Below are 18,866 nucleotides of genomic sequence, written 5' to 3'. Positions count from 1 at the left end.
AAACATGCATTTCTTACGTAAAGCTGAGCGGTCATCCGGGTTCACATACCGGACTCATGCTCGTCCTTTACCTACCAGGGATGCTGATGACCCCCACTCCCGAGCCTCAGCGCACTCCGATCAGAGGCGCGAGACACGTGGCCAGAATTGCCGTGGCCGCGGGCCTGGTGGCCGCCCTCTCCGCGGCAGGGCCGATACCCATGGCCTTCTCCGCGGACGACCCGGCCGCCCGTGCGACCACCGACCCAGCCCTCAAGTCCGCAGAGGACAAGCTCGGTTCGGCCGATGCCGACCTGCTCGCCGAGGCCAAGGCCAGCGGCGAGAAGAACGTCACGATGATGATCGCCACCGCGCCCGGTGAGACCGAGAAGGTCGCCGACCAGCTGGACGCGGTCAAGGGCGGCTCCGTTGGCCGCACTTACGACAAACTCGGCTACGTCCGCGCCACCGTGCCCACGGCCAGGGCCGAGGCCGCCGTCGACGCCGCCGCGAAGCTCCGCTCCGTGCACGGCATCGACCTGCGGCACGAGATCGCCCTCGAGGACCCGACTCCGGGCATCTCGGGCGCCAAGGCCGAGGCCTCGGCGAAGCGTTACCCGGCGCCGGACAAGAACACGCCGGCGGAGAACCCGTACAACCCGTCCTTCGAGACGGGCGCCGTCGACTTCGTGAAGAAGAACCCGAAGGCTGACGGGCGCGGCGTCACCATCGGTGTGCTCGACACGGGTGTCGACCTCGGCCACCCGGCGCTGCAGAAGACCACCACCGGCGAGCGCAAGATCGTCGACTGGGTGACCGCGACCGACCCGCTCGTGGACGGCGACGCGACCTGGCGCCCGATGGTGAACGCGGTCACGGGCCCGGTGTTCACCTGGGACGGCGAGACCTGGCAGGCCCCGGCGGGCGAGTACAAGGTCAGCCGGTTCCGCGAGTCGGCCACCGCCGGCGGCGACGCGAACGGCGACGTCAACCGCGACGGCGACAAGACGGACAGCTGGGGCGTGCTGTACGACGCCGCGTCCGGCACCGCGCGCGTCGACCTGAACGACAACAACGACTTCTCGGACGACGCCGCCATGAAGCCGTACAAGGACGGTTTCCAGATCGGCTACTTCGGCAAGGACGACCCGGCGACCCCGGTCGCCGAGCGCCAGCCGTTCGTCGTGGAGATCCGCAAGGACGTCCCGATGGACCCGCTGGGCGGGGACTGGGTCGGTAAGAAGGCCGACTTCGTCAACATCGGCATCATCGAGTCCCAGCACGGCACGCACGTCGCGGGTATCACCGCCGCCCACAAGATGTTCGGCGGCAAGATGAACGGCGCGGCGCCCGGCGCCAAGGTCGTCTCCTCACGTGCCTGCATCTTCGGGGCCGGCTGCACGAACGTCGCGCTCACCGAGGGCATGATCGACCTCGTGACGAAGCGCGGCGTCGACATCGTCAACATGTCGATCGGCGGCCTGCCCGCCCTGAACGACGGCAACAACGCGCGCGCCGAGCTCTACACGCGTCTCATCGACGAGTACGGCGTCCAGCTGGTGATCTCCGCGGGCAACTCCGGCCCCGGCGCCAACACGATCGGTGACCCCGGCCTCGCGAACAAGGTCGTCTCGGTCGGCGCGGCAGTCTCCAAGGAGACCTGGGCGTCCAACTACGGCTCGGCCGTGAAGAAGAAGTACAACCTGTTCCCCTTCTCCTCGCGCGGTCCGCGTGAGGACGGCGGCTTCACCCCGACCCTGGTCGCGCCCGGCGCCGCGGTGAACACCGCGCAGACCTGGATGCCGGGCGTCATAGCCCCCGAGGCGGGCTACACCCTGCCTCCCGGCTACCAGATGCTCAACGGCACCTCGATGTCCTCCCCGCAGGCCGCGGGCGCCTCGGCGCTGCTGCTGTCCGCCGCGAAGCAGAAGGGCGTCGACCTGACGCCCGCGAAGCTGCGCACCGCGCTGACGTCGACCGCCGACCACATCAAGGGTGTCCAGGCGTACGCCGAGGGCGTGGGCCGGATCAACATCGTCGACGCGTGGAAGTCGATCCAGAAGGGCGCCACGGCGCACGAGTACGCGGTCAAGGCCCCGGTCGACACCGCCCTCGACCAGGCGCTCAAGACCCCGGGCTTCGGCACCGGCCTCTACGACCGTGAGGGCGGGCTCAAGGCCGGCCAGAAGAAGACGTACGACATCACGATCACCCGTACGTCCGGCCCGGACCGCGCGCTGCGGCACGAGCTGCACCTGGAGAACAACAGCGGCAAGACGTTCCGCATCGAGAGCTCCGACGAGGTGTCGCTGGAGCTGAACAAGCCGGTGACGGTGAAGGTCTCCGCGAAGCCGTCCTCGGCCGGCATCAAGAGCGCCATCCTCGAGGTCGACGACCCGCGCACCGAGGGCATCGACCACCAGGTCATGTCGACGGTCGTGGTCTCGGCCCCGCTGAAGTACGACTACTCCGCGTCGGGTTCGGTGCAACGCAACAGCAACGACTCGTACTTCGTGACCGTCCCCGAGGGCGCCAAGACCCTCGAGGTCCGGATGAGCGGGCTGAAGGACAAGAGCCAGACCCGGTTCCTGTCCATCCACCCGTACGGCGTGCAGATCGAGTCGTCGTCCTCGCTGGACTGCTACAGCAACTTCACCAGCCCGGACAGCAAGCCCTGCCGCCCCGACCTGCGCTCGTACACCGACCCGCAGCCGGGCGTCTGGGAGATCGAGGTCGAGTCGCGCCGTACGTCGCCGCTGCTCGACAACCCGTACAAGCTGGACGTCGCCGTCCTGGGCGCGACCTTCGACCCGGAGCTCGTGACCATCCCCGAGGCCAAGGTCGGCACCCCGACCGACGCCTCCTGGAAGGTGACGAACAAGCTGGAGCCGGTCGAGGGCAAGCTCGCGGGCGGCCCGCTCGGCTCCGCCAAGAACGAGCGGCCGACCATCGCCGAGGGCGCCACCCAGACCAGCACGGTCGAGGTGCCCGCAGGCGCCGAGTCGCTGAACGTGACCATCGGCAACCCGTCGGTCGCGAACGCCGACCTCGACCTGTACGTGTTCGACGCGGCCGGCAACGAGGTGGGCAGCGCGGCCGACGCCGACTCGGAGGAGTCGGTCACGATCGCCAAGCCCGCCGCCGGTACGTACACCGTGGAGGTCCAGGGCTACGCGGTCCCGGGCGGCACCACGGAGTACGACTACCGTGACGTGTTCTTCTCCGCCGCGCTCGGCACGATCGAGACCGACGACACGCAGGTGTCGCTCGGCACGGGCGACTCGGCCACGTTCTCCGGCTCGATCGTCGCGGCTGCCGCGGCGCCCGAGGGCCGCGAGTTCTTCGGCAAGGTGCAGCTCGTGAACGCGCGCGGTACGGCCGCGGGCACGGGCAGCGTGCTGATCGAGAAGGTCACGCCGTAGTAGTTCGGTGTATGGCTGCGGTCTCTGACTGCGGTCTCTGTACGACTGTGGGCGGGCGTCCGGTGTGTACCGGGCGCCCGCCCCTTTTGGTCTCCCTCGGTCACTCCTCCGGGGGCGGGCACTTCAGGCCGTGGGCCCCGGGCAGCGCGTCGATGAGCCGTTCGCTGAATTCGGCGGCCTCGGGGCCGACCTTCCACTCCTGCACTTCCTGCGTGTGGACCGGCACCCGCACCAGGGCGTCGACGCCCACTTTCAGGTCGCGCGCACTGTCGGACAGGTTGACGGCGATGGTCGGGTGTTCGGCCACCGTCTGCTCGGGCCGGAGGTAGCGCTTCGCCTCCAGTACGACCCGTACGTCTCCTTCGTCACGACGCGTGACGCTCAGTACCGTCCCTTGGACGAGGACCTTCGAGCAGGCGATGTACAGCTCGGGTGAGAACGGCTTCTCGCCCCGCTCGTCCGTGGCCGTGTCCTCGCCGCTGCTGCTTTCGGCCTTGCCTGCGGCGGAATCGGCAGAGCTGGTGCCGGCGTCACCCCCGCCACTGTTCTGTACGCCGAGCCATACGAGCCCGCCGAGCAGCGTGGTGCCCATGGCGATCACGAGGGCGCCCACGGCGAGGCCCGCGTAGCGCCGGGGCTGCCATGATCGCGCGGGCTTGGCGGGCTTGGCGGGCTTCGCCGTCCTGGCCGGCACGGGTTCCGCCTGGGACGGCTCGCTCTCCGCGGCCAACGCCTCCCCCATGAACATCAGCTGTTCGCGCAGCGCCGCCACGTCCGCCACCGCCAACCGGTGTTCCGCCATGAACTCCGGGTCGTCCAGGGCCTCTTGGGACAGCGGTTCATCGGTGATCGCGGCCAGCAGCGCGTCGGTTCGCGCATCGCCTTCGGCCTCGTATCCGGCCACGTCACACCACCTCGTCCTCGTGCAGGCGGGCGCGCAGCGCGCGGACCGCCGTGTGCAGCCTGCTCTTGACCGTGCCCTCCGGGATGCCGAGTTCCTCGGCGATGCCGCGGACCGGCAGATCGGCGTAGAAGCGCAGGACGAGGATCTGCCGCTGGGCGTCGGGCAGCTCGTCCAGGCCCTGGGCGACGGCGAGCGAGAGCACCTTCGTGTCGTCGCCCGAGGCGTCCACATGGTCCAACTGCCGCAGGGCGGCGAGGCGTTCCCCGATACGTTCCTGCCGTCGCCTGGCCCGGTGCCAGTCCATCGCCAGGTTCGACGCCACGACCGCCGCCCACGCGGACACGTCGCGCGGCGCCTCCGCCCCACTCGCGGCCCGCTCCAGGAGCCGCAGCCGGACCTGCTGCACCCCGTCCGGCAGGTCCGACTGCGGTACGCCGCCGAGCGCGAGCACCGCACGCACCCGGCGTTCCTGGGCCGCGTCCAGCGGATCGTCCGCCGGAGCGTGGCTCATCTGGCCGTCGCTCCCCTGGCCGCGGCGGCTTTTTCTGCGCAGCACAGCCACCCCTCCCCTTCGCCCTGCTTCTACGACGCCGGTGCGGGCCAAAACGTTCGACCGAGACGTACGTCACGTCGTGCGGGCGCACACCGTCCCACTCCTCGGGCAGGAGCACAAAGGATTGGACAGCCGGGCCGGGGTGGGACGCATGATGGAATGCCGCCCATTTCGCGCAGCCATGCACAGGTAGAGGGAGTCGCCGTGAAGGTAGGAATCGTCGGAGCCACCGGTCAGGTCGGCACGGTCATGCGCAGGATCCTCGTGGAACGGGACTTCCCGGTCTCCGAGCTGCGCCTGTTCGCCTCGGCCCGCTCGGCCGGGTCGGTACTCGACGGTGTGACGGTGGAAGACGCTTCCACGGCGGACTACTCCGGCCTGGACATCGTGCTCTTCTCGGCGGGCGGCGCGACCTCGCGGGCGCTGGCGGAGAAGGTCGCCTCGCAGGGCCCGGTCGTGATCGACAACTCCTCCGCCTGGCGCAAGGACCCGGACGTACCCCTGGTGGTGTCCGAGGTGAACCCGCACGCGATCGTGAACCGCCCCAAGGGGATCATCGCGAACCCGAACTGCACGACGATGGCCGCGATGCCGGTACTGAAGCCGCTGCACGAGGAGGCGGGCCTGGAGGCGCTGGTGGTGGCCACCTACCAGGCGGTGTCGGGCTCCGGCCTCGCGGGCGTGGCCGAGCTGCACGGCCAGGCGCAGAAGGTGATCGCGGACGCGGACAAGCTGACGCACGACGGTTCGGCGGTCGACTTCCCCGAGCCGCAGGTCTACAAGCGCCCCATCGCCTTCAACGTCCTCCCCCTGGCGGGCTCGATCGTCGACGACGGCCTGAACGAGACGGACGAGGAGCAGAAGCTCCGCAACGAGTCCCGCAAGATCCTGGAGATCCCGGCGCTGAAGGTCTCCGGCACCTGTGTCCGTGTCCCGGTCTTCTCCGGCCACTCCCTCCAGGTGAACGCCCGCTTCACGCGTCCGCTGTCGGTGGAACGCGCAACGGAGCTGTTGGCAGGCGCCCCGGGTGTCGCCCTCTCGGACATCCCGACCCCCCTCCAGGCCGCAGGCCAGGACCCGTCCTACGTAGGCCGCGTCCGCACCGACGAAACGGTGGAAAACGGCCTGGCCCTGTTCGTCTCAAGCGACAACCTCCGCAAGGGCGCAGCGCTGAACGCGGTACAGATCGCGGAACTGGTGGCAGCAGAACTCAAGGGCTGACGCCCCTGCCCGTACGAGGAACGGGGTGGTCACCGTACGGTGACCACCCCGTTCCTCGCGCTGCCTCACCTGGACGTCCCACTACTCCGCCCAGTCATCTTCGTCCTCAAGCCCGTCGGCCACCGTGTTCTCCAGAGCGCGGCGTCCTCCGTCCCCTCCCACTCCGCGAACGCCTCGGCGTACTCGGCTTGCAAGGCTTCGTTCGCTTCCTCGCCCGGCCCTCGGATCACGCGACCTGCACAGAGACATCGCCCCGGCGGATGACCACAGCCACTTCGCCACCGAGTGCGGCAGCGTAGGCACGCAGGGTGTCCAGGCTGTCCACCTCGCCGTTCTCGATCTGGGACACGCGTGCCTGACTGACACCGAGGACGGTCGCGACCTCCTGCTGGGTCAGCCCCGTATCCCGCCGCAGAGCGGCCAACTCGTGTCCCCGGACGCGAGCCACGTTCTCGGCTCGCATCCTGGCCCGATCAAGCCGGGCCTGGGCGGAATCCAGCTCCGGATGGCGCTCGAACGCCTCGGCACGCACCTCGCGCCAGGATCGCCCCATTGTTTGCTCCGCCGGTTCATCGGCTGTCTCGTGATGCATCAGTGTCATCGCGGCGCCTCCTTCCATGCCGGAGCGTAGGGGCGGCGGCGTCCCGCTGATCCACGGTAACCGCAAGAACGCACTGCCGGGTGAACGCGCCGCGGCGTGGAAAGGCGACGGAACCCGCTGCGCCTTCAGTCCCGGCGCACCTCGTAGAAGAAGCACCCGTACTCCACGGCCCGCACGTGGACGAGCACCACCGCCGGGTCCGTGAACGCTTCCGCGAAGGCCTCGTCGAAGCTCTCCGCCGGCTCCACCAGCCGGCCGCCGAGAATGCGGCCCTCCGCCGAGTAGCGCCTCAGGACACGGTGGGCGCCCGTGAACGGGTAGCCGTCCGGCTCCGGGCCGCCGCACTCCTCCGCGTGGATGAAGACCGGACCCTGTTCGTCGTACGCCCCCGGGTCGACGCCCGTCTCCGCCGCCCAGCGGCGCAGCGGTGCGTACGAGATCAGGGCGATCTGCTCGCCGGGCTCGCTGCGGCGGAGGCAGCAGCGGAGGGGGGCTCCGCCCTCGGGGTCCGCGAAGGGGGCCGGCGGACGGCCGGCGTCGTCCGTGGAGCGCAGTTCCTTCAGGGCGGCCGGTTCGATGGGGCGTGCGTGATGGCTGGTCATGCACGACAGACTGCCCCCTGCCCGGCCAGGGCTCCGGCGGGAATCCGACATCGCCTTACGTGCAGCTCCCGTGGAAGGATGGCCGAACCCACACATACTCAGGTGTACCGAGGAGATGACCGCGTGCCTGGCACAAACCTGACCCGTGAAGAGGCGCAGCAGCGGGCGAAGCTGCTCACCGTTGACTCGTACGAGATCGATCTCGACCTCTCCGGCGCGCAGGAGGGAGGCACCTACCGGTCCGTGACGACGGTGCGCTTCGACGTCGAGGAGACCGGTGCGGAGTCCTTCATCGACCTGGTGGCTCCGACCGTCCACGAGGTGACCCTCAACGGGGACCCGCTGGATCCCGACGAGGTGTTCAAGGACTCCCGGATCGCCCTGCCGGGCCTGCTGGAGGGCCGCAACATCCTGCGGGTCGTCGCCGACTGCGCGTACACCAACACCGGTGAGGGACTGCACCGGTTCGTCGACCCCGTCGACCAACAGGCCTACCTCTACACCCAGTTCGAGGTCCCGGACGCCCGCCGCGTGTTCGCGTCCTTCGAGCAGCCCGATCTGAAGGCCACCTTCCAGTTCACCGTGAAGGCCCCCACCGGCTGGACCGTCATCTCCAACTCGCCGACGCCCGAGCCCAAGGACGACACCTGGATCTTCGAGCCGACGCCGCGGATGTCCACGTACATCACGGCGCTCATCGTCGGCCCGTACCACAGCGTCCACAGTGTGTACGAGAAGGACGGGCAGTCCGTCCCGCTCGGTATCTACTGCCGGCCCTCCCTCGCCGAGTACCTCGACTCGGACGCGATCTTCGAGGTCACGCGGCAGGGCTTCGAGTGGTTCCAGGAGAAGTTCGACTACGCGTACCCGTTCAAGAAGTACGACCAGCTGTTCGTGCCGGAGTTCAACGCGGGCGCGATGGAGAACGCGGGCGCGGTGACGATCCGCGACCAGTACGTGTTCCGCTCGAAGGTGACCGACGCCGCGTACGAGATGCGGGCCTCCACGATCCTGCACGAGCTGGCCCACATGTGGTTCGGCGACCTGGTCACCATGGAGTGGTGGAACGACCTGTGGCTGAACGAGTCGTTCGCCACCTACGCCGAGGCCGCCTGCCAGGCGTACGCCCCGCAGTCGCGCTGGCCGCACTCCTGGACGACGTTCGCCAACCAGATGAAGACCTGGGCCTACCGCCAGGACCAGCTTCCCTCCACGCACCCGATCATGGCGGAGATCCGCGACCTGGACGACGTGCTCGTCAACTTCGACGGGATCACCTATGCCAAGGGCGCCAGCGTGCTGAAGCAGCTCGTGGCGTACGTCGGCGAGGACGAGTTCTTCCGGGGCGTGCAGGCGTACTTCAAGCGCCACGCGTACGGCAACACGCGCCTGTCCGACCTGCTCGGCGCCCTGGAGGAGACCTCCGGTCGCGACCTGAAGACCTGGTCGCAGAAGTGGCTGGAGACGGCGGGCATCAACGTGCTGCGCCCGGAGATCGAGACGGATGCCGCCGGCCTGATCACGTCCTTCGCGATCCGCCAGGAGGCCCCGGCGCTGCCGGCCGGCGCGAAGGGCGAGCCGACACTGCGCCCGCACCGCATCGCGGTGGGCCTGTACGACCTGGACGACGACAGCGGCAAGCTGCTGCGCGACGAGCGCATCGAACTGGACGTGGACGGTGAACTGACCGCCGTCCCACAGCTGGTGGGCAAGCGCCGCCCCGCCGTCGTACTCCTCAACGACGACGACCTCTCATACGCGAAGGTCCGCCTCGACGAGCAGTCGCTGGCCGCCGTCACGCAGCACCTCGGCGACTTCGAGGCGTCCCTCCCCCGCGCCCTGTCTTGGGCGTCGTCCTGGGACATGACGCGCGACGCCGAGCTCGCCACGCGCGACTACCTCTCCCTGGTCCTGTCGGGCATCGGCAAGGAGTCCGACATCGGCGTCGTGCAGTCGCTGCACCGCCAGGTGAAGCTGGCCCTCGACCTGTACGCGGACCCGGCCTGGCGCGACACCGGACTGACCCGTTGGACCGTGGCCGCGCTCGAGCACCTGCGCGCGGCCGAGCCCGGCAGCGACCACCAGCTGGCCTGGGCGCGCGCCTTCGCGGCGACGGCCCGTACGCCGGAGCAGCTGGACCTCCTGGAGGGGCTGCTCAGCGGCAGCGAGACCATCGAGGGGCTGGCCGTGGACACCGAGCTGCGCTGGACGTTCGTGCAGCGGCTGGCGGCGACGGGCCGGTTCGACGAGGCGGAGATCACCGCCGAGTACGAACGGGACAAGACGGCCGCCGGTGAGCGCCACGCGGCGACCGCGCGGGCCGCCCGTCCGACCGAGGAGGCGAAGGCGGAGGCCTGGGCCTCGGTCGTCGAGTCCGACAAGCTGCCGAACGCCGTTCAGGAGGCGGTGATCGGCGGCTTCGTGCAGACCGACCAGCGCGAACTGCTCGCCCCGTACACGGAGAAGTTCTTCGCGGCGGTCAAGGACGTCTGGGACTCCCGCTCCCACGAGATGGCCCAGCAGATCGCGGTCGGCCTCTACCCGTCCGTACAGGTCTCCCAGGACACCCTGGACCGCACGGACGCCTGGCTCGCCTCCGCCGAACCCAGCGCGGCGCTGCGCCGGCTGATCTCGGAGTCCCGCTCGGGCGTGGAACGCGCGCTGAAGGCGCAGGCTGCGGACGCGGCCTCCGAGCAGGAGTAGTCCGTACTGGCTGTACGCGAATGGGGGTGCCCGGTGTCGTACCGGGCACCCCGTTCATGTTCCGAGGAGCTGCTGGGCCAGCCTGCGCATGGTGCGGGTGTGCAGCGCGGTCTGGCGGTGGACCGGCACCCAGCGGGCTTCGAAGGTGGCGGCCAGCTCGCGGCTCCAGTCGCCGACCAGGGCATCGAGGGCCTCGATGGCGGGCGTCCCGGTCGCCGCCTCGCTGAAGGCGCCGCGCATCATCGCCGCCGCGCGTAGCGGTATGCGGCGGGCCGCGATGCCGAGGGAGACGGAGTTGCCGACGGTGGTGGCGAGTTCGGCGTCCCCGAGGCCGCGGGCGTCGTGTGTGGTCCAGGTGGCGACCACGCCGGGGCCTATGTCCATGAGTTCGCGGGCGGCCGTGTAGAACGGCAGCCGGGCGGGGTCATGGGGCGGCCGGTCGGCCAACGGACCGAGTACTTCCTCCAGTTGCTTGGAACGGCTGAGCAGGATCTCCGAGGCACGGTCGATCTCCCGTCCGGGATCGGCGACGCGGCTCGGGTCGCTCACGGCCGCCACGCTCCACAGGGGCGCCTCGACGACGGCCGACACGGTGCCGTGCCGCAACGGGTACGTCCAAGTGGAGCGGGAGGTGTAGCCGGACGGATCGCGTTCGTCGGCCGGGCTGCCGTCGGGTCGTACGAGCACGCCGGGGCTGTCGACGAACCAGCCCGATCCGTCGAACGGCCGGTATTCCAGGGGGATTTCGAGCTCGGCCGCCACGGCACGGAAGGCGTCGGGCGCGCCGGGCACGGGACGGGTGAGTTGCAGGAACGATCCGCCTGCTTCGACGCCGTGCAGCGAGAACTGCACGACGGGACGCAGCTCGTCGAGGAGCCGGATGAGCGCTCGGGACTCCGGCAGGGGCGGACGCGGATCGGCCTCGATGGGCGGGAACTCCGGCTGTCCGGCGAAGGAGGGCCGATAGAAGCCCCGGTAGTACGCCTCCAGGGTGGGCCGCTCGGCGAACCGGCACTGGGCGAGGGCGGCGCCGTCCGGATCCAGGCACAACAGGAAGTGCCAGGTGCAGCCCCACACTTCGAGGACACCCGGGTCCCCTACGAGTTCCTCGGCCATGGCGAGCGCGGACGCCCCGCCGACGGGTTCATTGGCATGCGCCCCGGCCACGGCCAGCACCTGCCGCTCGCCGCGCCCGATCGACAGCACCCAGAGCCGGCGCCCGGCCCGCGACTCCCCGGCGCTCCACAACCGCACCACCCCGGGCCGGGCCACCACCATCGCCCGCGCCGCACGTGTCAGCTCGTCGACAGCGAGGATCACGCCCCCAACTCCTCACTTCCGCACGGATGTCGAGCGTTCATGACGGCCGATGGGGTCCGGTGGACCACCGCCTCGTCAAGGCTCAATGTGCCGCGTCAGGGAGTCAAGGGCACGGTCCTGGGGAGCGGAGGGGGCTTTGGGGTGACTGGGGCACAAGTGCAGGGGTTCGGGGCGGGGCCGGGGCGGGCCGCGTCAACTGCCCGTAGGCGGCCGCCGAGGCAGGCCTCGGCGACTGCCCCGGCACCACCGCCGAGTGAGACCCCGCCGACTGCCCGCGCGCGACTGCCGAGGTGGACCCCGCCGACCGTTCCTGGGGACTGAGCAGGAGTGAGTCCGCTCAGCCGCGCGCCCCGAACGGTCTTGGGCGCACTAGTCCCCGGCGTACTCAACCCCGAGGCGGCGACACGGATCCTGTCCGTGGTCCGATCCCGGGAGGCCGGTTCCCTGCGCGACCCGGCCAAAATGGGAATGGCCAGAGGCGACGGGGAGGCCCCGAACCATCACTCCGGTGGAGCGGGGGCCCCGCACGCCGACGCCATACCCGGCGTCCCAGATCGCACGATCACCGTAGCCCGAACGGCTCAGGACGCCGCAAGCCCGGAAGCTGACCATCACACGATCGAGTTAATCCGCCCTTGTGCGCACTCCCCGGCGAGCAGCCGGCAGCCCCGCCGACTGTCCGGGGGCCCCCACCGGGGAAGCTCCGGCCCGCTCGCGGAGCTTGGTCCGCGGCCCCAGCTGCCCCGCCACCGTCGCCGCGAACGCCAGTGCCATGCCCGCCAGTTGTACCGGGCCAAGTGACTGGCCGAGCGCCGCCCAGCCGACGGCGGCCGCGGTCAGTGGGGAGAGCGGGCCGAGGAAGGTGACCTGGGTGGCGGCTAGGCGGCCTATGCCGCGGAACCAGAGCCAGTACGCCAACGCCGTGTTGGCCAGCGCGAGGTAGAGGTAGCCGCCGATCGCCCGGCCGTCGAGCGCGGGCGGGGCACCCTCGACGAGCAGGGCGAGCGGAGCGATCAGCAAGCCGCCTGCGGTCAACTGCCAGCCTGTGAGCGCCAACGGGCCCACACCCTCCGGCCGTCCCCACCTCTTGGTCAGCACCGTCCCGGCGGACATCGACGCGGTCGCGGCGAGCGCCGCCGCGATCCCGATGACGTCCAGCGCACCCGTCGCCTTCAGCACGACGAGGCTGACGCCGAGGGCCGCCGCGATGCCGGTGAGGATTGTACGGACGGTCGGGCGCTCGCCGAGCAGCAGCACCGCGAGGCCCGCGACGAACAGCGGGCCGACAGAGCCGAAGACCGCCGCAAGGCCGCCGGGCAGGCGGTACGCGGAGAGGAAGAGCAGCGGAAAGAAGGCGCCGATGTTCAGCGCGCCCAGGGCCGCCGCCTTCCACCACCAAACGCCGCTGGGCAGCTTGCGGGCGGCGGCGAGCAGGACGAGTCCGGCGGGCAGCGCCCGGATCAGGCCGGTGAACAGGGGGCGGTCGGCCGGCAGGAACTCCGTGGTGACCGCGTACGTGGTGCCCCAGGAGATGGGCGCCAGGGCGGTGAGGGCGATGGTGAGGAGGGTGGCGGGGCTGGCGGTGGGGCGGTTCATGACCGGCTCCAGGGGCGGCAGCAGGGCGGGTGGACTGAGGGGGGCAGCAGGGCGGATGGCATGGCGGGCGGCGATTCGACTTGGCCTGCGGCCCGCCCTCCTCCCCCCGCCGGAGGACGGGCCGCAAGCAGTTAGCTTAGCGCTAAGCTACTTTCCGTCAAGCTACTTTCTTGCGAGTGACCGACCTGGCACGGGATACTCGCCCCATGAGCAGCACGCCCAAGCCCTCCCGGGACGCCGTCGACGCGATCATCGACCAGTGGGCCGTCGTACGGCCCGACCTGGACACCGCCGCGATGGAGGTGTTCGGCCGCGTCTGGCGGCTCGCCCGGACCGTGGGCGACCGGATGGAGAAGGCGTACGCCCGGTTCGGGATCTCGCGCGGCGAGTTCGACGTACTGGCCACGCTCCGGCGGTCCGGCGCCCCGTACACGCTCTCGCCCCGCCGGCTCTCGGAGTCGCTGATGCTGACCACCGGGGGCATGACGGGGCGGCTCGACAAGCTGGAACGGGCCGGTCTGCTGCGCCGGTCCCCCGACCCCCACGACCGCCGCGCCCTCCAGGTCACGCTCACGAACAAAGGGCTTGCGATGATCGACGACGCGGTCGAGGCCGGGCTCGCCCTCCAGACGGAGGCGCTGTCGGCGCTCGACGAAGAACAGGCCGGCCAACTGGCCGACCTGTTGCGTCAGTTGCTCGCAGGATCGGTCAACCCACAGCCGTAGCCAGCGCCTCCTCGACCTCCTCCGCAGTCGCCGACTCCGCCGCCCAGGCCGCGTATCCATCGGGGCGCACCAGCAGCGTCGTACGCCGGTCGCTCGCCCAACTGGCCACCGTGAGCCTGTCCTTGCGGCCGCCGGTGTCACCGGCGGGTGCACCGGCGGTGTCAGCCGGGGTGATGAGTACGAACCTGCCGCCGCGCAGCGCTTCGTAGAGCCGGCCGTTCTGCAGTGCCACGTCCGGGACGCGCCGACCGGTCATCGGGTGGGCGCCGCGCGGTGCCGGGTACGCGAAGCCGATTCCGGTGACCTGGCCGAGCATCCGCTCGCGCAGGGCTCAGCCCGGGCCGCGCTCTGCGCGTCACAGGTACTCGGGATGGCCCTGACCCGGTACGTCCTGAAATTCCCGCCCGCCGCCGCCCTGCATCGCGAGGAGATCCTGGCCTGGCTGGGACCGACCCTCCAGCGCTACCTCACCGCGCCCCACCCGGGAGTGCCCCTCCGGTGAGAACACGTCGAGGGCGCCGTCCTCGCCCACGTACCGCGAAACCTGTGTACGTATGCGAGGACGGCGCCCTCGACAGAAAACTCGGGGAGGACCGAGGTCAGGAGGCCTGCACCTGGTCCTCGCCCTGCATCCTGCCCTGCGCCTTGCCGCCGGGCTTCGGCTTCGGCTGGCGGTCCGTTGACCTGTCCAGGGCCATGACCAGGCCGGTGATGACCGCGAACAGTGCGATCGGGGCCACGACGAAGAGGCCCAGCGTCTCGATGACGCTCAGGCCCTGGCCGGGGTCGTCGCCGTCGTCGGGGATCAGGGCGAGGGCGGGGGACGACATGAGCAGCAGCATCAGCGTCGTGCCGGCTGCCAGGGTGCCGGCTCGCAGGGCGTTCTTCTTGTCCACGGGGCCACGGTAGCTAACGGGGCGCTGGGGCGCTTGGCCGGGGTGGGTTTCTTTTCCCCAGCCCCACCCCTTCCCGAAACTGGGGCTGCCGCCCCAGGCCCCCTGCCTCCGGCGGGTGAGGCGCCTCCGGCGGGTGGGCGGGTTCGGGGGTGGGTGGGTTCGGGGGTGGGTGGGACGCCCACCGCCACGGGTGGGTGGGGCGCCTACCGGGGTGGGGTGACACGTTGTGTCGCGGCTGCGGGTGCGTCGCGGCTGGTCGCGCCCACGCGGCGGAGCCGCACATTGATACAGCCCCGCGCCACTGAAGGGGCGCCTACCGGCGTGGGTGACACGTTGTGCTGCGGCTGCGGGTGCGTCGTGGCTGGTCGCGCCCACGCGGCGGAGCCGCACATTGATACAGCCCCGCGCCACTGAAGGGGCGCTCCACTCACCCCGTTCTCACGCAGCGCCCGGTGCCCTCCCTCTCACCACGTCCAGCAGCGCGTGCAGCCTCGGCGAAGCCGCCAGTTCCTCCAGCGTTACCGGATGGCCCTCCGCGTTCGCGATCGGGAGGCGCCAGTTCGGGTACTGGTTCCAGGTTCCGGGGACGTTTTGGGGGCGGCGGTCGCCCACCGTGTCGGGGAGCCAGATGCCGATCATGCGGGCGGGGGTGCGGAGCAGGAAGCGGTGGATGGCCTGGATTTCGGATTCTTCCGAGGCCGCGTCTGTGCCGCCCATGCCGTCCAGGAGGCCTAGGCGGGCCAGCAGGGTCAGCCATTCGCCCGCATCCGCGGCGGCCTCGGCTCGCTCCTCCTCCAGGGGGCGGGTCAACAGGCCCAGGCTGTCGCGGAGTTCGACGTGGTCGCCGGTGAGGCGGGCCGCGGTGGGGGGCAGGTCGTGGGTGGTGGCGGTGGCGAGGCAGTCGGCGCGCCAGCGTTCGGGGGGCAGGGGCTGGCCGTCCCCGGTCCAGTCGCGCTCGAACCACAGCACTGACGTGCCGAGGACGCCTCGCTCGTGCAAGGTGTCGCGGACGCCCGGTTCGACGGTGCCGAGGTCCTCGCCGATCACCAGCGCTCCGGCCCGCCAGGCCTCCAGTACGAGAATCGCGAGCATGGCTTCGGCGTCGTAACGGACGTACGTCCCTTCCGTCGGCGCCTCGCCCTGCGGGATCCACCAGAGCCGGAACAGGCCCATGACGTGGTCGATGCGCAGCGCGCCCGCGTACCGGAACAGGGCGCGCAGGAGGTGGCGGTAGGGGGCGTAGCCGGAGTCGGCGAGGCGGTCGGGGCGCCAGGGGGGCAGGCTCCAGTCCTGGCCGCGGGCGTTGAAGGCGTCGGGGGGTGCGCCGACGGTCATGCCCGCCGCGAAGTACTCCTGTTGCGCCCAGGCGTCGGCGCCGCCGGGATGCACGCCGACCGCGAGATCGTGCACGAGTCCTACGGGCATGCCCGCGTCGCGCGCGCTGCGCTGGGCGGCGGCGAGCTGGCTGTCGGTGAGCCAGACGAGACGGCTGTGGAAGTCGACGCGGTCCATCAACTCGGCCCGGGCGCGGGCGGTTTCGGGCGAGCGGGGATCGCGCAGGCCGGCGGGCCAGTTGTGCCAGTCGGAGCCGTATCGCTCCGCGAGCGCGCACCAGGTGGCGTGGTCCTCCAGGGCCTCGCCCTCCTCGGCCAGGAAGTCGCAGTAGGTGGCGCGCCGTCCGGGCCCGAGCGGCACGTTTCGTACGAGCTCCAGGGCTTCGCGCTTGAGTTCCCATACGGCGTCGCGGTCGATCAACGCGCCTTTGTGCAGCACCGATTCGCGCAGCCGGTCGGCCCGCTCCAGCAACGTACGAACGCGGTCGCGGTCCTCGACGTACGCGAATTCCGGGATGTCCTCGACGCGCAGATGCACGGGGTCCGGGAAGCGGCGCGAGGAGGGGCGGTACGGGGAGGGGTCGGTGGGCTCTCCGGGCACAGCCACGTGCAGCGGGTTGACCTGCACGAATCCGGCGCCGAGCGCCCGCCCCGCCCAGGCCGTCAGCTCGGCGAGGTCCCCGAGGTCGCCCATGCCCCAGGAGCGGCGGGAGAGGAGAGAGTAGAGCTGGACGAGCAGTCCGTACGTACGTCCCGGCGGCGTCGGCAGCCGGGACGGGGCGACCACCAGATGGGCGCGGGCGGTGCGGCCGTCGGGGGCGGTCGCCTCCAACTCATGGACGCCATACGGAAGTTGTTCGGCGGAGGAGCGGGTCTCGCCCTGCTCGGTGCGGATCCACAGGCGGGTTCCCGCGGGGAGTTCGGTGAGCGCGGCGGGCAGCGGGCCACGCGTCGGGCGCCCGGCCCGGGCGGTGGGCGCCGGGTCGTCGGCCGCAGGTTCCCGCTCGCCGGTCGCGGTCGCGGCTCCGCTCCAGCACACCACGGTCGGCGGCAGCAGCCGCTCCCCTAGCTCCCTCTCGCGGGCCGCGAGCGACCTCTCGACGGCCTCCGGAGTCCGGGCGTCCACGCCCAGCGCGCCGAGCGCGGCGATCACCGCGGCTTCCGAAGCCGGGACCGTACGGTCCGGGGACGGGCTGTAGGAAGGGGCGACGCCGTGCAGCTCGGCGAGCCGGGAAAGCGGCATCAGACCCCCGGGAAGTCCAGGCCGGCGGCGGCGCCCGTGGAGGTGGGCTCGCTCGTCAGAGGGGCGGCGTCGGCGAGGGGCGGTTCGCTGGTGAGGGGGGCGGCGTCGGGCAGCGGCGGCTCACTGGTCAGCGGGGCTTCGGCACAGGAGCTCTCGGCGCTGAAGACGCAAAGGTGCAAGTCGGGGTCGGCGGGCAGGCCCGCCAGGCGTTTGGAGGGGTCCTCGAGGCGGTCTTCCGTTTGTTTGGAAAGGGCCGAGAGCAGAAGCGGTGCCGGTGCGGCCATGGTGGCCTCCTTGAAGAAGTCGGAACGGCGGGTCAGGGGCCCCATACCCAGCGGGCGCGACGACAGACGTATACGAGTGGTGAACGTGTTGGTGTTCACATTCTCTCCCGGATCGGGGGCACAACCGAGGAACTTTCTGCCGGGCCGCATCCCGGACGGATTTCCTGATGCCGGACAGATGTCACGCCATGGACCTCACGACCGACTATTCACTCAGTACATATATCCAGTGCATACTGGTCCGCATGAGCACCCGCCACATCCTGCTGGGGCTGCTCGCCGGTGGGCCGAGCCATGGCTACGACCTCAAGCGACGGCACGACGAACGTTTCCCGCAGGCCCGTCCGCTGGCCTACGGGCAGGTCTACACGACCCTGCAACGCCTGGTCCGCGACGGCCTCGCCGAGGTCGACGGCACCGATTCCGCCGGCGGCCCGGAGCGGACGCGCTACCGGTCGACCGCCGAGGGGTCGCGTGAACTGGCCAAGTGGGCGGGCGAGATCACACCGCCCGCGCCCTTCGTGACGAACGAGATCTTCGCCAAGGTCGTCTGCGCGATCCTCGCCTCGACGGACCCGGCCGGCTATCTGCGCGCCCAGCGCGCCGCACACATGGAACGGATGCGGCAGCTCACGGCGGTCAAGACCGCCACGGGCGCCGATCTCGCGACGGTCCTCTCAGCGGACTACGCCCTGTCCCATCTCGACGCCGATCTGCGCTGGATGACCACCACCACCGCCCGGCTCACCACCCTGACCGCGGAGGTCGACGCAGCATGAGCAACGAAGTGCCGCTCCTGGCGGCCCGCGCCCTCGCCAAGGCGCATGGCAAAACGCAGGCGCTGCGCGGCGCCACGATCGAACTGCGCGCCGGCGAGATCCTCGCCGTCACCGGCACCAGCGGCAGCGGAAAGTCCACGCTCCTGCACTGCCTGGCCGGGATCACCCACCCCGACGAGGGCTCGGTCGTCTACGCAGGTCAGCGCCTGGACCAGCTACCGGACAAGCGACTCAGCGAGCTACGGCGTACGGAGTTCGGGGTGGTCTTCCAGTTCGGCCAGCTCATCCCGGAACTGACCGCGATCGACAACGTGGCGCTGCCGCTGCTTCTCGCGGGAGCGGGGCGGGCCGAGGCGCACCAGCGGGCGGGCGAGTGGATGGAGCGGTTCGGCGTACGCGGCCAGGAGGAGCAGCGGCCGGGTGAGATGAGCGGCGGGCAGGCCCAACGGGTGTCGATGGCAAGGGCGTTGGTGACCGGCCCGAAGATCGTCTTCGCCGACGAGCCGACCGGCGCGCTCGACTCCCTGGCGAGCGAGCAGGTGATGACGGCGATGGCGCACACGGCCCAGGAGACGGGCACGACGGTGCTGCTCATCACGCACGACCACCAGGTCGCGGCGTACGCGGACCGTGAAGTGCGGCTGCGGGACGGCGTCATCGAGGACTCGGCTGCGGATCTGGAGGTGGCCCAGTGAGGGCCCCGG

Annotated in this window: 16 protein-coding genes and 1 pseudogene; 7 read left to right on the top strand and 10 right to left on the bottom strand. The window is 70.8% G+C overall.

Features of this window, described 5'->3' with window-relative positions; genetic code table 11:
* The first annotated feature begins 80 nt into the window (after positions 1 to 80).
* Positions 81 to 3,401 carry a S8 family serine peptidase gene (locus tag OHT21_RS31010; protein WP_328774289.1) on the top strand — a complete coding sequence of 1,107 codons (3,321 nt, stop codon included), beginning with the start codon at positions 81 to 83 and terminating at the stop codon, positions 3,399 to 3,401.
* Positions 3,402 to 3,501: 100 nt separating this feature from the next.
* On the opposite strand, the gene OHT21_RS31005 is transcribed toward OHT21_RS31010, so the two are convergent.
* The gene (locus tag OHT21_RS31005) at positions 3,502 to 4,305 is read right to left on the bottom strand and encodes a hypothetical protein (protein WP_328771570.1); all 804 of its coding nucleotides are present in this window, start codon (positions 4,303 to 4,305) and stop codon (positions 3,502 to 3,504) included.
* Between the two features lies 1 nt (position 4,306).
* A complete protein-coding gene (locus OHT21_RS31000; protein ID WP_443050454.1) occupies positions 4,307 to 4,867 on the bottom strand; it encodes a sigma-70 family RNA polymerase sigma factor in 561 nt (186 codons plus the stop codon).
* 195 nt (positions 4,868 to 5,062) lie between these two features.
* On the opposite strand from OHT21_RS31000, the gene OHT21_RS30995 reads away from it, so the two are divergent.
* Positions 5,063 to 6,079 carry an aspartate-semialdehyde dehydrogenase gene (locus OHT21_RS30995; protein ID WP_328771568.1) on the top strand — a complete coding sequence of 339 codons (1,017 nt, stop codon included), beginning with the start codon at positions 5,063 to 5,065 and terminating at the stop codon, positions 6,077 to 6,079.
* 226 nt (positions 6,080 to 6,305) lie between these two features.
* On the opposite strand, the gene OHT21_RS30990 is transcribed toward OHT21_RS30995, so the two are convergent.
* Both OHT21_RS30990 and OHT21_RS30985 read right to left on the bottom strand, forming a co-directional pair.
* On the bottom strand, positions 6,306 to 6,680 hold the full coding sequence (locus tag OHT21_RS30990) for a helix-turn-helix domain-containing protein (RefSeq protein ID WP_328771567.1): 375 nt from the start codon (positions 6,678 to 6,680) through the stop codon (positions 6,306 to 6,308).
* A 125-nt stretch (positions 6,681 to 6,805) separates the two neighbouring features.
* Positions 6,806 to 7,282 carry a DUF1203 domain-containing protein gene (locus tag OHT21_RS30985; RefSeq protein ID WP_328771566.1) on the bottom strand — a complete coding sequence of 159 codons (477 nt, stop codon included), beginning with the start codon at positions 7,280 to 7,282 and terminating at the stop codon, positions 6,806 to 6,808.
* A 123-nt stretch (positions 7,283 to 7,405) separates the two neighbouring features.
* On the opposite strand from OHT21_RS30985, the gene pepN reads away from it, so the two are divergent.
* Positions 7,406 to 9,985: an aminopeptidase N gene (pepN, locus tag OHT21_RS30980; RefSeq protein WP_328771565.1), complete on the top strand. Its 2,580-nt coding sequence runs from the start codon at positions 7,406 to 7,408 to the stop codon at positions 9,983 to 9,985.
* A gap of 54 nt (positions 9,986 to 10,039) precedes the next feature.
* On the opposite strand, the gene OHT21_RS30975 is transcribed toward pepN, so the two are convergent.
* On the bottom strand, positions 10,040 to 11,305 hold the full coding sequence (locus OHT21_RS30975) for a M14 family zinc carboxypeptidase (RefSeq protein WP_328771564.1): 1,266 nt from the start codon (positions 11,303 to 11,305) through the stop codon (positions 10,040 to 10,042).
* A gap of 624 nt (positions 11,306 to 11,929) precedes the next feature.
* Positions 11,930 to 12,901 (bottom strand): EamA family transporter, encoded by a 972-nt coding sequence (locus OHT21_RS30970; protein WP_328771563.1) that lies wholly within the window; start codon positions 12,899 to 12,901, stop codon positions 11,930 to 11,932.
* A gap of 206 nt (positions 12,902 to 13,107) precedes the next feature.
* Here OHT21_RS30970 and OHT21_RS30965 point away from each other — a divergent pair, with 206 nt between their 5' ends.
* On the top strand, positions 13,108 to 13,626 hold the full coding sequence (locus OHT21_RS30965) for a MarR family winged helix-turn-helix transcriptional regulator (protein ID WP_328771562.1): 519 nt from the start codon (positions 13,108 to 13,110) through the stop codon (positions 13,624 to 13,626).
* On the opposite strand, the gene OHT21_RS30960 is transcribed toward OHT21_RS30965, so the two are convergent.
* The gene (locus OHT21_RS30960) at positions 13,610 to 13,942 is read right to left on the bottom strand and encodes an aromatic-ring hydroxylase C-terminal domain-containing protein (RefSeq protein WP_328771561.1); all 333 of its coding nucleotides are present in this window, start codon (positions 13,940 to 13,942) and stop codon (positions 13,610 to 13,612) included. The two genes, OHT21_RS30965 and OHT21_RS30960, sit on opposite strands and share 17 nt — an antisense overlap.
* Positions 13,943 to 13,951: 9 nt before the next feature.
* On the opposite strand from OHT21_RS30960, the pseudogene OHT21_RS30955 reads away from it, so the two are divergent.
* A pseudogene (locus OHT21_RS30955) lies at positions 13,952 to 14,128 on the top strand (TetR/AcrR family transcriptional regulator); the annotation flags it as partial.
* A gap of 97 nt (positions 14,129 to 14,225) precedes the next feature.
* On the opposite strand, the gene OHT21_RS30950 reads toward OHT21_RS30955, so the two are convergent.
* The 3 genes from OHT21_RS30950 to OHT21_RS30940 form a co-directional block, all read right to left on the bottom strand.
* Positions 14,226 to 14,522, bottom strand: a complete 297-nt coding sequence (locus OHT21_RS30950) for a hypothetical protein (RefSeq protein ID WP_328771560.1) — start codon at positions 14,520 to 14,522, stop codon at positions 14,226 to 14,228.
* A 438-nt stretch (positions 14,523 to 14,960) separates the two neighbouring features.
* Positions 14,961 to 17,099: a 4-alpha-glucanotransferase gene (gene malQ / locus OHT21_RS30945; RefSeq protein ID WP_328771559.1), complete on the bottom strand. Its 2,139-nt coding sequence runs from the start codon at positions 17,097 to 17,099 to the stop codon at positions 14,961 to 14,963.
* Entirely contained in the window at positions 17,099 to 17,383 is a 285-nt protein-coding gene (locus OHT21_RS30940) for a hypothetical protein (RefSeq protein WP_328774288.1), read from the bottom strand. The genes malQ and OHT21_RS30940 overlap by 1 nt, the downstream gene beginning before the upstream one ends.
* Before the next feature lie 245 nt (positions 17,384 to 17,628).
* On the opposite strand from OHT21_RS30940, the gene OHT21_RS30935 reads away from it, so the two are divergent.
* Entirely contained in the window at positions 17,629 to 18,162 is a 534-nt protein-coding gene (locus tag OHT21_RS30935; protein WP_328771558.1) for a PadR family transcriptional regulator, read from the top strand.
* Entirely contained in the window at positions 18,159 to 18,857 is a 699-nt protein-coding gene (locus tag OHT21_RS30930; protein WP_328771557.1) for an ABC transporter ATP-binding protein, read from the top strand. Before OHT21_RS30935 ends, OHT21_RS30930 begins: the two co-directional genes overlap by 4 nt.
* The last annotated feature ends 9 nt before the right edge of the window (positions 18,858 to 18,866 follow it).

Origin of the sequence: Streptomyces sp. NBC_00286, assembly GCF_036173125.1 — a bacterium.
In the GTDB taxonomy this organism is placed as follows: domain Bacteria; phylum Actinomycetota; class Actinomycetes; order Streptomycetales; family Streptomycetaceae; genus Streptomyces.
This window is presented reverse-complemented; position numbering and strand designations above follow the sequence as displayed.